Origin of the sequence: Simiduia aestuariiviva (assembly GCF_014192475.1) — a bacterium.
Classification (GTDB): domain Bacteria; phylum Pseudomonadota; class Gammaproteobacteria; order Pseudomonadales; family Cellvibrionaceae; genus Simiduia; species Simiduia aestuariiviva.
Genome location: NZ_JACHXZ010000001.1, coordinates 133,151 through 146,081 on the forward strand (window position 1 = coordinate 133,151; position 12,931 = coordinate 146,081).

Annotated in this window: 19 protein-coding genes; 15 read left to right on the forward strand and 4 right to left on the reverse strand. The window is 46.8% G+C overall.

Going from position 1 to position 12,931, the window contains the following annotated elements:
- Positions 1–17 precede the first annotated feature (17 nt).
- The 15 genes from FHS30_RS00585 to FHS30_RS00655 all read left to right on the forward strand — a co-directional run bounded on the left by FHS30_RS00585 (position 18) and on the right by FHS30_RS00655 (position 9,627).
- Positions 18–1,031: an alpha/beta fold hydrolase gene (locus FHS30_RS00585; RefSeq protein WP_183907289.1), complete on the forward strand. Its 1,014-nt coding sequence runs from the start codon at positions 18–20 to the stop codon at positions 1,029–1,031.
- A 502-nt stretch (positions 1,032–1,533) separates the two neighbouring features.
- The gene (locus tag FHS30_RS00590) at positions 1,534–1,959 is read left to right on the forward strand and encodes a hypothetical protein (protein WP_183907290.1); all 426 of its coding nucleotides are present in this window, start codon (positions 1,534–1,536) and stop codon (positions 1,957–1,959) included.
- A 47-nt stretch (positions 1,960–2,006) separates the two neighbouring features.
- Entirely contained in the window at positions 2,007–2,474 is a 468-nt protein-coding gene (locus tag FHS30_RS00595) for a hypothetical protein (RefSeq protein WP_183907291.1), read from the forward strand.
- Between the two features lie 140 nt (positions 2,475–2,614).
- A complete protein-coding gene (locus tag FHS30_RS00600) occupies positions 2,615–2,899 on the forward strand; it encodes a hypothetical protein (RefSeq protein ID WP_183907292.1) in 285 nt (94 codons plus the stop codon).
- 102 nt (positions 2,900–3,001) lie between these two features.
- Entirely contained in the window at positions 3,002–3,394 is a 393-nt protein-coding gene (locus FHS30_RS00605; protein ID WP_183907293.1) for a DUF6228 family protein, read from the forward strand.
- Positions 3,395–3,500: 106 nt separating this feature from the next.
- Entirely contained in the window at positions 3,501–3,878 is a 378-nt protein-coding gene (locus tag FHS30_RS00610) for a hypothetical protein (protein ID WP_183907294.1), read from the forward strand.
- An 842-nt stretch (positions 3,879–4,720) separates the two neighbouring features.
- Positions 4,721–5,047 carry a hypothetical protein gene (locus FHS30_RS00615; protein WP_183907295.1) on the forward strand — a complete coding sequence of 109 codons (327 nt, stop codon included), beginning with the start codon at positions 4,721–4,723 and terminating at the stop codon, positions 5,045–5,047.
- Between the two features lie 64 nt (positions 5,048–5,111).
- On the forward strand, positions 5,112–5,408 hold the full coding sequence (locus FHS30_RS00620) for a hypothetical protein (protein WP_183907296.1): 297 nt from the start codon (positions 5,112–5,114) through the stop codon (positions 5,406–5,408).
- Between the two features lie 82 nt (positions 5,409–5,490).
- Positions 5,491–5,796 carry a hypothetical protein gene (locus FHS30_RS00625; RefSeq protein ID WP_183907297.1) on the forward strand — a complete coding sequence of 102 codons (306 nt, stop codon included), beginning with the start codon at positions 5,491–5,493 and terminating at the stop codon, positions 5,794–5,796.
- Positions 5,797–5,881: 85 nt separating this feature from the next.
- Positions 5,882–6,319: a hypothetical protein gene (locus FHS30_RS00630; RefSeq protein ID WP_183907298.1), complete on the forward strand. Its 438-nt coding sequence runs from the start codon at positions 5,882–5,884 to the stop codon at positions 6,317–6,319.
- 120 nt (positions 6,320–6,439) lie between these two features.
- Positions 6,440–6,766, forward strand: a complete 327-nt coding sequence (locus FHS30_RS00635) for a hypothetical protein (RefSeq protein ID WP_183907295.1) — start codon at positions 6,440–6,442, stop codon at positions 6,764–6,766.
- Between the two features lie 76 nt (positions 6,767–6,842).
- A complete protein-coding gene (locus FHS30_RS00640) occupies positions 6,843–7,142 on the forward strand; it encodes a hypothetical protein (protein WP_183907299.1) in 300 nt (99 codons plus the stop codon).
- A gap of 690 nt (positions 7,143–7,832) precedes the next feature.
- A complete protein-coding gene (locus tag FHS30_RS00645) occupies positions 7,833–8,255 on the forward strand; it encodes a hypothetical protein (protein ID WP_183907300.1) in 423 nt (140 codons plus the stop codon).
- An 80-nt stretch (positions 8,256–8,335) separates the two neighbouring features.
- Positions 8,336–8,641 (forward strand): hypothetical protein, encoded by a 306-nt coding sequence (locus FHS30_RS00650; RefSeq protein WP_183907301.1) that lies wholly within the window; start codon positions 8,336–8,338, stop codon positions 8,639–8,641.
- Positions 8,642–8,892: 251 nt separating this feature from the next.
- Positions 8,893–9,627 (forward strand): hypothetical protein, encoded by a 735-nt coding sequence (locus FHS30_RS00655; RefSeq protein ID WP_183907302.1) that lies wholly within the window; start codon positions 8,893–8,895, stop codon positions 9,625–9,627.
- A 380-nt stretch (positions 9,628–10,007) separates the two neighbouring features.
- Here FHS30_RS00655 and FHS30_RS00660 read toward each other — a convergent pair whose 3' ends face one another.
- The 4 genes from FHS30_RS00660 to FHS30_RS00675 all read right to left on the reverse strand — a co-directional run bounded on the left by FHS30_RS00660 (position 10,008) and on the right by FHS30_RS00675 (position 12,903).
- Entirely contained in the window at positions 10,008–10,634 is a 627-nt protein-coding gene (locus FHS30_RS00660; RefSeq protein ID WP_183907303.1) for a PEP-CTERM sorting domain-containing protein, read from the reverse strand.
- Between the two features lie 484 nt (positions 10,635–11,118).
- The gene (locus tag FHS30_RS00665; protein ID WP_183907304.1) at positions 11,119–11,475 is read right to left on the reverse strand and encodes a VOC family protein; all 357 of its coding nucleotides are present in this window, start codon (positions 11,473–11,475) and stop codon (positions 11,119–11,121) included.
- 25 nt (positions 11,476–11,500) lie between these two features.
- Positions 11,501–11,989: a 2TM domain-containing protein gene (locus FHS30_RS00670; protein ID WP_183907305.1), complete on the reverse strand. Its 489-nt coding sequence runs from the start codon at positions 11,987–11,989 to the stop codon at positions 11,501–11,503.
- A 134-nt stretch (positions 11,990–12,123) separates the two neighbouring features.
- Positions 12,124–12,903 carry an SDR family oxidoreductase gene (locus FHS30_RS00675; protein ID WP_183907306.1) on the reverse strand — a complete coding sequence of 260 codons (780 nt, stop codon included), beginning with the start codon at positions 12,901–12,903 and terminating at the stop codon, positions 12,124–12,126.
- Positions 12,904–12,931 lie beyond the last annotated feature (28 nt).

Here is a 12,931-nt window from a genome sequence, read left to right on the forward strand (position 1 = left end):
TCGGCTGCCGTTTTGTTATGACTGAACTATTAACGGCCATTAAATTCATTCATCAGCAGTGGCAACCGCTGACGATAAGTCGCGAGAGCGAAGCGAGCTGGCGCAGCAGCGAGGCGTTTCAGCAGTATCTAAGTTTTTACTCGCTCAATCGTTTCGCGCAAGCCCGTCACGGCTTTGGTTATGTCACCGTGGCCGACCAGAAAATTGCCACTCACTACTGGTTGCCAGAAAATCCGCGCGGCTTGTTATTTGTATTGCACGGCTACTACGATCACGTGGGTTTGTACGGCAATGCCATCGAATTCGGCTTGCAGCAACAATTTGCCGTGGTGGCCTTCGATTTGCCCGGTCACGGTCTGTCCGAAGGCCCTCGCGCCAGCATTGACGATTTTGGCCAGTACACCGCCGCCTTCGCCGCCGTGTTTGAAACGGCAAAAATGCTGCCAGTAAATGGCCCCACTTTAGCGCTGGCGCAAAGCACGGGCTGTTCTGTCTTACTCAAACACCAATTGGATTTACAGGCACAGGGCCAAGACATTCCTGTGCTCGAAGGCCAAGTGCTGCTAGCACCCCTAGTGCGCCCCCACGGCTGGCGCTTCAGCCGCATCGCCCATTGGTTGCTGCGCCCGTTTGTACAAAGCATTCGGCGGGTATTTTCCGCCAACTCCCACGATGAAGAATTTCTTAAATTTTTAAGAGCCGATCCCCTACAGCCGCACCTGCTGTCAGTGCGCTGGGTCAGTGCCATGAAGCTGTGGCTGCGCCAGTTTTGGCTTTGCAAAAGCTTAACGGTTCCCACGCTGATCGTGCAGGGTAAAGAAGACACCACCGTTGACTGGCGTTTTAATATACCCGTGCTTGCCGCGCGCCTACCCAATCACCATATCCACTGGATCGCCGAAGGCCGCCACCAACTCATCAACGAGCGTTTGGATATTCGCACCGAATATTTAATTGAAGCCGCGCGTTTTTTTGATGGGCTTTGTGCGCAATATAATGCGACGCGTGACAGTGATAAGCGGGCAGGGTGAGATTCTTGGGCGCTGGTCAATAAAGATTCGATTTTATCCGTGTGCCCACCTCCCTCTCTGGCTAGAAAGCAAAAACCTATCGCCCAAGCGCCAATTCCACCCCGCTACTTCGCCGCTCCATCAATGCGTCCCTAGTTGAGTCGTTCGCGCTACATACCTGTGGTTTGCGCAATAATGGTGGGGAATGAGGGCTGTTATGGGATTTGACGTCTAGGTTGCTTTCAAATGCCGTTTTTCAGTAGCGGGGTCTTAATTTTAGTTGTCATTAAATTCGGAGTGAGGGGAACATTTGCTATGTAAATTAATAGTTTATGGGGTATATTTCGAGAAATTCTCGCGGAAATATATTGCCAGCTTGGTGTTTGTTTTCTGAAAAAGAAGTTCTATACGCCAAAGATGAAAATAAAAATAGTAAATAAAATCAGATGTTTAACTATTTTTACGGTTTTTAAAGCATAAAAAATATACGCTCCGCGTCCTATGAATAAACTGTTAGAGTCATATGAAGAATATCGTATCTATCCTAGCTCTTGCTATGCCTGCAATATCCTTAGCATGCAGTTGCGGCGATATAGATGACGAAACCAATTTTCGAGATGCTTCCAAAATATTTATAGGGCGCATCTCAGAAGGTAGAAATCACAATGAGCCCTATTCTCTTGATGTGATTAAAGTCTACAAAGGAAGCGTTTCCGATAGGGAGTTTGTATTTTTAGGTAATGGTAACGGTGATTGTGGTCTTGGCCACGATAAGCAAAGTGACTATTTAATCTATCTGCAAGATGATAACCGAGCAAATATCTGTACGGGTTCAGTGCGAGCTTCTAGCGTTCTTAGAGTTCGCTCAGAAGGGGTAGTTAAAATCAATCACTTTGAAGAAAGTTATTTGATTGAACTAAATGAAAAAGAAAAAAACTCTAACAAGTAAAGGCAATCCGACGCGCAAAAAGCGCGCGCGGCTGCTTTAGGCGTTAAGTGAAAATGATAATCCGAATACTCGATTTTATAAAAACAGGAAGATTTGGGTCTGTTGAAATAGGCATGAGCAAAGCCAAAGTTTTAGAGATGCTAGGCCCACCTGACGATGATACAGACCTTGATGGCCCAGGAAGTATATTGCTATACGCATGGTATGAATTGTTTTTTGATCCCGATGGAATTTTAAAGTCAATCCAAAATGATAACTATAATCCAAAGGATACAGGTACTTACTTTTTTGAAAACGAAAAGTTTTCTATCGACCCATGGTTTTTAAACGAGGTGCAGGAACAGAATATAGAAAACATTAGTAGGTTGCTGTCGGATAATGGAATAAAGTTTGAAATCGTTGATTACTACGGAAGAAACGTACTAAAAGTAAATTCCGGAGTCATAGTTGATTTCGATGAAGATGAAAACGAAAATGGTATAAAAGAATTAATGGGTGTAAGGTATTGGCCGTAGAAAAATCACTTAACAAGGCAGTAAACCTGACGCCGCGTGCTGCGTTCAGCTTTGTAGTGGCTACGCCACTTTACCACAAAGCTTCTCTCCACACGCAGCGCAGGTTACTGCGACGTTAACTGTCAGTTGGCTCTGAAACTATGATTGATGCCCCTGTTAAAAATAAATTTGATGAGCTGCCTGAGGTTGACCCCCAAGAGTTTGTAAATTATTTCAATCTTGAATTTGGCATATCGAATGAAAGTGCCGATGAAAAGCCGTTTACAGTTGAAGATTTTACTTATGTGGGTCTCTTTGAGGTAGGTGGCATTGAGACAATGTTTTGGTCTGTAGCAGGCAAAAACATCTGTGCTACGGTTCAGCCATATGAAAATACCTACATTATCGCAATGGACAATCTGCCGTCTAATGAAAACAACAGTTAACAAACATAGGCAACTCGCCCGCAAACAGCGCGGGCTGGACGGCTTACACTACGCTTTGCTCCGTTCCAGCCGCCGTTGCTATGGGCGTTAAGCATCATGAGTATGGATAAATTCTCGATTACATCATCATCGTCTAAGGAGCAGTACATATTCTCTGAGCGTGACGGGGAATTCTTTAAATTTGAAGTGGTCGCGGAATCCGTACACGCATCAAGGAAAGTCACTACATATACTGACGAATTTGGAATTGCCAATTTATTCTCAAAGCTTAGTGAGTTTAACTCACCTTGGACGGGAGTTGAGAGCTGGAAGTCCCTAGAAGGTGAATTTGAAATGGCCGTAACATGTAATTCAACCGGACATGTAACTATCCAAGTAAAGCTTACTCAATGGAGTAGCGGTAGCGAAGATTGGCATCTTACGGTACATCTGAACACAGAACTTGGTCAGCTACAGCAGGTGGCAAATGAAGTTCGTGCCTTCTTCAATGCTTAACAAGTTGCTCAAGTTCACTCCGGCCGCAAAAAGCGCGGCCTCCGCGGGACAACCTACACTGCGTTTCGGTTGCCCCTTAGCAAGGCGTTATGCATAAGTTTTGAACATGAATATACATAAATTAGCCGCCTATTACTTCGTATCCTTTATTGCGATAGTGCTACTGTTGGTCGTTGCAGCGAAAATTGAAGGGTTTTTTGTAGATAAAACGCAGCATGATGTCGTCGCCACCTTAAATAAGGCATTTGAAGAGAGTGGCGTTAACGAGTGTTTCAAAAATCTCTCATCTTATTCAACTAAAACTGGTACGCAAACTGTAGATCCAGCAGCCATTCAAGATAAGGTGATTTTAATAAGATTAATTGGCATCTTCATTAAGGCTGCGCTGCTAGTTTTAGGTTCATATGCTATGGCATGGCTCGTTCTGACGAAGTCAATGCATAACAAATCAAACCAGCAAGGGCCTGCGGCCGGGACGCGCTAACGCGCGCCCCTGTTTGAGGCGTTATTGAGCCTTACCTTTTTTACGGTAGGTAAGTAAGGGATTTGAATTCTAGCGCGTGCCACTAATCGGCATGCCAGCATCAAGGAATGTGCTGTATCACCAACGCAGTTACTTTCTTGGTGCCAGTAGTTTGCTCGCAGTGTTGTGTACGGCATGCCTTCATTGTGGTTTGCCCTAAGTGGGTTTCAAAAGGTGTCAGGTAAGGTATTCTTACCACTTAAATCGCCACTGGCTTCGCTACCGCTCCGCTTACCAGCGTTGTAGCAGGTGCAAACCGGCGGCCAATAACAAGCGGCTCTTGTGCGCCGCTAAATACGCGGCGGGACGGCCTACGCTACGCTCCGGCCGCCCCAAAGCCGGGCGTTATACATACTCATGAATGCAATACGTTTTCTATCCATAATATTTACGATGATACTCAATCCTATAGTGATATTGGGTTCGTTGGTTTTATCTGCGATAGACGATTGCTGGTATGGTCTGTTTGCAATACCATTGGTGTTTGTGTATCTCCCTAATACTAACTTCACGTTCAGGTGGGCTGGTACAGTTCTAAATTTTCTACTATTAGATGTTGTTCTTTATTATGCATATTTAGATGTAACAACAAATAGCGGGTACTTTATAGGTATGGGTGGGCTTGTTATGTCTGTGCTTTTAATGGCTTCTATTTCAAATGTGATTCTTATCCATAGCAATAAAAATGTATAACAAAGCGGTCAATATCGTTCGCTCTGCTCACTGGGACAGCTTACACGCCGCTTCGCTCTGTTCCAGCTGCCCATTACCGCGGCGTTATGAGCTGGAGCACCGGGAGAAGTATGCGCAATCATTTAGTTTTTAGATTGCTAAGGATCGCACCGTTTTTTTTCATTGCGTCACTTGTTGTTGGTGTGATTATATCTGTTGTGTTTAACGACGGCTCCCCCTCCGACAAGGTTCTTGCTTCCTGGGCAGTTTTTGGTTCGATGTATTTTCTTGTCTATATTTTGAGTGGGGCAATAAATGGAGAGATCTATCTATGGTCAGCTGGAACATATACTAAGAAATCCGATCCAATAATGTTTAAAGTATCGATATATCTATATTCTTTGCTAGCCGTTGTGGCTATTTTACTTGGAATAGCAGAAATAGTTAATGGCTCATAACAAACGCAACCAAAACGGGCTGTCGCCCTCGACTCGCTACGCTCGCGTTTGTTGCGGGCGTTAAGTGTCAAAAAACGATATGACATCAGTCGAAGAATCTTGGAAAGTCACGATTAAGCACTTGAGTTCTGCTCGTGGTTTATTACCAAATGACATGCTCTTTGACGAAGCAAAAGAATTCGATAAAGATTACCTTGAGTATTTGGAGCACAACGAGCTGGGGTTGGCATTGAATTCCTTGGATGATTTGGGTTTGCTGTGTAATGCACCGAATCAGTTCTGGAAATACTTAGAGCTTGCAGCATCAAATATGGGGTTGGCCGCTGAAGCCAAGCGCTTTAATGAAATACAAAACACTTAACAAGGCCAGCCAGCATCGCTCCCTGCGGTCGCTGGACCTCGTTTCACTCGGCCGCTGCTGGCGGCGTTAAGGGTCATCGAAATTGAGCACCAATAATGAACCATGGGTGAAGACTGCGAGTGATGCTTACGAAGATTGTATCGTAGGAAATCGTGATGGACTTATTTCACTGAAGGCATCAATCGATGAAGCTATATCTGAAAAGTCAGCCTCTCCAACTTACAAGTCGGACTTTATTTCTGTAGTTTGCACCGAGGACGATTGGGATACCGCTGAAGATTCCAATTTACCTAAGTGGCAGGAGTTCCTATTCAAAACAGGGGTTTTCATTTGGCTAGGTTTACTTCCATTATTAGGCATAGGGCTTGTTATTTCATGGTTCTGGTAAAACCCTTAACAAAGCAAGGCAAAATCGCCCTGCGGGCTGGACGCGCTAACGCGCGCCTTTGCTTGCGGCGTTAGAAGGCCACCGCATGGATAGAAGGTCCCTAGAATCTGGATTTGCTTTTAGTGTTGTACTTTTAGTGGCGGTTACTTACTTTGAGCACAAGGCCGGATTCCTTAATAGAGGTGAATATATCGCGTTGGCAGCCTACCTGCCCGTTCTAATTGGCGCGTTTATGTTTGGCATAAAGCTTTCCCATTGGTATGTGCCAATAGCGGGGACAAAGCCAATTATGGAACTCTTTATGGTACCTTTATGCGTTATTTTGGGTTCAGTGGTTGTAGCTTCATTTATATTTAGCCTTGCTTCCATGTTGATGGGCGGAATCGGACCCAACTATATTGAGCAATTATTGTCAGGTGGTTTATTCCCAGGCTTAGTGTTTATTATTGGTACATGGCATATTTTATTAGTAGGCGGTTTGTTATCATCAATATATTTGGTTTATCGGCAAAAATGCTTCTAACAAAGCTATCTACCGGACTCCATTTCCGTTGCTTAGTTTTTATGCTGGGTAGCATAAAAATCCAATCAACTACAATTCGCCGGTAATAGCGGCGTTATGAGCTGGAGCACCGGGAGAAGTATGCGCAATCATTTAGTTTTTAGATTGCTAAGGATCGCACCGTTTTTTTTCATTGCGTCACTTGTTGTTGGTGTGATTATATCTGTTGTGTTTAACGACGGCTCCCCCTCCGACAAGGTTCTTGCTTCCTGGGCAGTTTTTGGTTCGATGTATTTTCTTGTCTATATTTTGAGTGGGGCAATAAATGGAGAGATCTATCTATGGTCAGCTGGAACATATACTAAGAAATCCGATCCAATAATGTTTAAAGTATCGATATATCTATATTCTTTGCTAGCCGTTGTGGCTATTTTACTTGGAATAGCAGAAATAGTTAATGGCTCATAACAAACGCAACCAAAACGGGCTGACGCCCTCGACTCGCTACGCTCGCGTTTGTTGCGGGCGTTATGTGTAAATCAGTATGAGCAAATTGTCTCCGAAACAGAAAGAGCTGTGGAAGAAAATCCAGCGAATACTTTGGGAAAAATGGGATCCAATTGGAGTCTATGAAAAGGATAGCGAGTGGGATGATGAATACGATAACTACGTGCCACATATTTTTAGATTGGCGATAGAAGGAAATGATTACATCCGTATTGCAGCGTCATTAACATCCACAATAAATCAAAATATAGGGTTAAGCGCTAGTAATAACAATGAACATGACATTATGGTTGGCAAATTAATCGTGCAAGCCAAAGAAGAGATACTGGGCAAGTAATGCAAACACATAACAAGGCGCATCAAGCACGCCACTTCGTGGCTGGACCTCCACTGCGTCGCTTGTTTTGTGGCTTAACGCTTACGCTACCACAAAACAATCAACTACGTTCCGGCCCTTGTGCGCGGCGTTAAATGCTATGAATAGAATATGCCTAATTTTTATCTTCGGACTATTTTCACAAGGAGTTTTATCTGGGGGGTATCACTTTGAGGTTTTAGTGGAGTCCTTCGAAATAAGCGATGAAAATTGGGATGAGTACACTGTCGTATTATCACCGACAGGAGTAGAAGCTCATTGGCATGAAGAAAAGTGTGAATCACTAACAGTCGTCGGAGAGTTTGACTCTCTTAGGTGGGCCGCATATAAAAGGCCAATGTCTGTCGAAGCTCACAAGAGATCAATTTCTTACTTATCTGAGTCAATAGGTCAACGTGTTCTTTTTGGAGTAATGGGTAACGGGCTCAAAGAAAATGAGCCTTGCCAATTTGTTAGCAAGGGTCTTTTTATAGAGTCCTACAGTAATAAACATGTTGTCTTGTCTGTCCATGGGCGCATTTAACAATGCCCATCAGGCTCGCCCGCAAGCGGGCTGGACCTCCGTTCCGGCGCTTGTTTTGCGGTTGTCGCTTACGCTACCGCAAAACATTCGCCTCCACTGCGGCCCCTGTGGGCGGCGTTAGGCATCAGATGGAACAGTACGAAGAAATTGAACCGAAGCCGCTCCCAAGGTGGGTAACAATACCGCTAGGGATATTGTTTGCGCCATTTACCTTTATATGTGTTATCGGTTCTGCAACGCTACTGGTTGCACCTAATGTACCGCCTACAGTACTCACTGTTTCGCTAGGCAGCATTTTCTTAGCTGGCAGCCTATGGGTGTTTTACCTCTCGTTGCGCTTACTGTTTGTAAATCCAAAAGGTAGCACCAAGTTTATTTCACCGGTAAGCTTAAAAATAATAGCTTTGGTTTTCGCAGCCATACCCATAATTTCAATCGTCCTTGGTACCTTCTGGGAAAAGCCAGTCGTACATAGCATTATGACCATTGCATATATTGGTATAGTGTTTCGTTTGTGGGGTGTGGCAAACCTTCGGGGGCAAAATGCCTAACAAGCGGCTCTTGGTAGCCGCACAAAAGACGTGCGGCGGGACGGCTACGCTATCGCTTCGCCGCCCCAAAGCCGGGCGTTATGCACAAGGATAAAATGAAAGAAATATTTAAGATAGAGCTTAGCTTTTTATCGTTAATAAAAATAAGCTCCGTTATTGGATTTAGCGCAGGCGTGGTTGCCATTCCATTTTACATGTACACATTTGCCACGGGAATGGGTTTTGATATTGCGCTGTTGCAGCTGGTTTTTATGGGTCCGGTAGTAGGTATGATAAATGGGGCGTTGCTTGGCTTTCTCGCTTATCCTTTCTATTGGTGGTTTTCTAAGAAGGTAGGCGTAAAATATTCAGGCTATTTCTATCCGGTTTCAGATAAAAATGCATAACAAACGCCACCAACACGCCGCAGCGCGGCTGGACTCGCAACTAATCGCTGCTCGCCGTTGTGGCCGGCGTTGAGGTTGAAGAAATACTCCCAAAAAATTGCATATTTTGATTGCTTACGGTGGCTGTCCCATTAGAGTGCTTCTCATGTGAAATCCTCGGAAGCGTCAACAGGACTTTAGATTGAACGGCTGTAGCCATTAATAACGCCAATGCTTCAAGGCGGAGTGTGATTCATAGAAGGGATGGGGATATGATTGAACTGCTGGTCGCTGCCAACGAAGAAGAACGGCAAGAGTTTTTTAGTTGGATGGATTGGCGTGAGTACGACAGCGAAGTCGCCCGGCTTTTCATTGCGCAATTGGAAGCACTGGCAGGCGACGCGCCACTGATGCAGTGCGTGGAAAATGAAGAAGGCATGAGCATTGTTTATGAAGGAAAAGCCCACCGCATCCCATTAACCGATACCGGCAGCGACCGCTACGTCACCCTGTGCTCGCTGGCAAAGCTGGTTCAAGATAGCCATGATGTATGGCTGCATAGGGAAACCCTGGGTGATGACACCCACGGGTTTCTGGTATTGAATAAAGCACAATCCGCCGAACTCGCAGAGAAGTATGGCGAGTGGTCGGCCCAGCATTTGAAAAAGCTGGCGCCCGGGTGGTGTGAAATTTACCAGCGCAGAATTCCCTATCTGGGCAATGAAGATTATGCGGTGGCGTTTGCCCGGGCAGTTGCGGCAGAGGAGGCGGAAGAGCGCGCGCGGGTGGATAACTATCACGCGGCGCGTGAGGCGCAAATACAGGCAAACCATCGCGCCGACCGCAAGCAGCGCCGTAAACAGCGGCTGGAGTGGGTGATCGCAGTTGTTTTTCTGGTGGCTATCGCGGTGATGTACGTAAAAAAAGAAATTGATGCCGCCAATGAGCCGAGCTGCCGCGTTCTTATTGATGGCGTCTGCAAATTCTATAACGAAACAAAGCCGTAAGTTTGCAGACCTACAAAAAGAAATAAAAGGCAATAAAAGGGCCTGCCACGTTTGAAGATCTCTTACAGTGGCTGTCCTATTAGGGGTAGTGGCTGTCCTATTAGGGGTAGCTGTCCCATCCGAGCTATCTGCTTACTTTGGCTGTCCCATTAGAGCCGCTATGGCTGTCCCATTAGAGCCGATTAGAGTCGAATAGGGTGGTGGTGGCAGTGCTCGCGGCCACGCTCGGAGTCGATGGCCGCTCGAGAGGGAGCCAATGCTAGGTCGGATAGATTTCAGTGATACAGCAATCGTAGTGTCAGCTACGACAACAGGCGACAACCTTGTGTTGCTCGCCCTGTTGCGCAGCTGATTGATAAGCTCCTGTTGTTTACGCTGACTTAGGCGCGCAAACGGTCTGTAACTGAAAGAGCAGAAGTAAGTTTTTTTCGTGATAGTAGTAGCGCAAAAACACCAGCGAAAAGAATCAAACCACTGTTGGGCTCTGGCACTGATGCGGTCGCTGCATCGTAGGTGAAGTCGTCCATCACCCACCACTTTTCAAATCCACTGGTTACAAATTCTAGCTTATCGACACCGAATAAATTGACATCGAACCAATCGTATTTAGTTGCGGATAAGCTCATAGTTTTTGAGCCTACCAGCGAACCTGCCAAAAAACCGTTTATCGTGATTGATGTGGCACCGTAGCTACCGTAGTCGTCACCATTGGCCCAAGCACTAAAAAATGCACCCTGAAAGTCTACCGTGCTCCCAAATTCAACACTTTGATCAACGCCATTGCTGTTGTATAAGGCGCTTTCTCCAGAGGGTGAGCCGTATGAATTTCCGTGTGTTGACTGGAAGGGTGTATCGGTGACAACGCCAAATTTCATTGTGCCCCAATCCAAGCCCGCATAGTCTGAAGGAAGGTAGCCGTTACCACGGTCATCAAAATCTATGACAGAAGCGTGTACCTGATTTGAAAACATCCCTATAAATATAAGCATGTATAGCTTTTTTAACATCTTATATAGCTCCATTTGATTTTATTTGTGCGCAAGCTTAAACGTTTCCACCTGCCAGCGTGACCCCAAGCGTCAACCATGCTTACACGCCGATAGATCTATTTAAAACAATCGCTAAAGGTGCAAACTAGCGAAACGCATGGTATGTGCAACGTAGATTAAATTAATACCTTGGCATAAATAACAGACAAGGCCAGCCAAAACGCCCGCGCTCAACGTCTCGACAGGCGGATCCTAGCATTTTTGTACTTAAGTGCCAAATCGAATTGGGAATTAGGAATTAGGAATTAGGAATTATCAGAAAATTAAAAGGGCATTCGTGCTAATAGAAGGTCCGTTAAACTGTGCAATCGCTTGGCTTGCCGTGCGGGTTAAATGTCACATTGACGGGCGTTGCGATGGGTCATCAGGGGCACGGAATGGAAATGGTGGGAGAGCGTCTGCGCATCGCTAGCACCTTGTAGTGCTAGCGTTTCACACGGATTCAGTTTTTGTCCGACCACACCGCAAATTCATTGCCGCTGGGCTCTAGAAAATGAAACCTTTTCCCGCCGGGAAATTCGAACGTGGGTTTGTTAATGGTGCCGCAAGCTGAGACCACCTTGGCTTCCGTGTCAGACAAATTTGTGCTGTAGAACACTAATAGGGCGCCGCCCTGCTGCGCGGTGGATGCCAGATCTGCGCGATAGAAGCCGCCTTCTAAACCTTGTTGATCGAAGGCGACGTAGTCTGGACCGTAATCGGTAAAGCGCCAACCAAAGGCCGCCGTGAAAAATGCTTTGGTGGCCGCCAAATCGGCGGCTGGAAATTCCACGTAATTCAATTTTTCATGTTCGGCCATGGTGGCTCCTGTGTCTTAGTTTGGATTACAGTTTCCGGCCCAAACGCTTCTCGACTTGCTTGCGCTCCCAATCCGAGCCGAAAAAGCTGGTCAGCTCAAAAACATTGAGCCCGTGAATCGCCACGCCTATGCCCCAGCCTAATGCCGGCCACACCACCCAGAGGTAGTTGGGGCTGGTGGCCAAATTCACAAAAAACAGGAACGCAATAAAGATGACGTAGCTGCCTAGGTTGGAATAGAAGCCTTTGAGGTCGCGCACATACTCAAGCGCGTCCTTTTCTTCTTCGGTCATGTTTTGACGCAATACATTTAGATTTTCTGGGGTCATGTCGGGTTCCTCTTGCCGTAGCGCTGAAAGTTCAACATCAAAAACAGCAGCGAGGGACTTCATGGTCTCTAGGCCAGGGGTTTGGCCGCGCTCTATGCGTTGAATAGTGCGCACCGATAGCCCTGAGACTTGGGCCAGTTGCTCTTGCGACCAACCCTTTTGTAAACGTAGCTTCCTGATAATCATGTGTCCTCCTTGCTGTGGTGCCCATGGTCTGCAAACGGCGGGATGCACACCACGCCTTAAACCTGACAGACACCCGACATGTTATTAAAATCAATGACTTAGACTATTCTTTCGGCGGCTATCTGTCACCCTGTTTAGGCGCCTTTCGTTTCTTGCAGGCAATTGCCGCCATCCACCACCAACATCTGACCTGTGATATAGCTTGCACCTGGACTCGCCAAAAATACCGTGGCGTGGGCAATTTCGTCTGCGTGGCCCGAGCGTCCAGCGGGGCAGTGCTGACCGGCGCGAGCTTCAGATGGAGTTTGCGAGTCAGTGGCCACCCAGCCTGGCGCCACATTGTTAACCGTTATGTGTGGCCCCAGCTCAATAGCCAAGCTTCGGCTCATGCCCACCATGGCTGCCTTGGCTGCACTGTAGGCGGCCTCGCGTGCATTGCTCACAAGCGGGCCAGTGACGGAGCTGATATTGACGATGCGGCCGTATTGACTAGCCAGCATTTGCGGTACCAGAGCGTGGGTAATGTTGAAGCAAGTGGTCAAGTTGCGGGCGATCGAAAGGTCCCAATCTGTGGGGTCGAGAGCGCTGAAGGCGACGTCTGCATCGCTTTGGCCCTGTTGGGTCATGCCGGCGTTATTGATCAGAATGTGGATGGCGCCGTGTTGGTCACCCAGTTGTTGCGCTAATGCGTCGGTGGCTGGGCGATCGGTGAGGTCAATGACATAGCCAAAGGCGTCAAAGCCCAGCGCTCGCAATTCGGCTTGGCGGTCGAATACGTGCTTGCCGGTGGCGGAAATGAGAACTTTCGCCCCCAATTCGGCCAGCAGCCGTGCGCAGGCAAAGCCGATGCCATTGGGGTTGCCTGCGCCCGTGATGAGCGCGGTCTGTCCGTTAAAATCAAAGGCTGGGTGCATGGTTTAGGCCCTTCAGAGAGTGACAGTC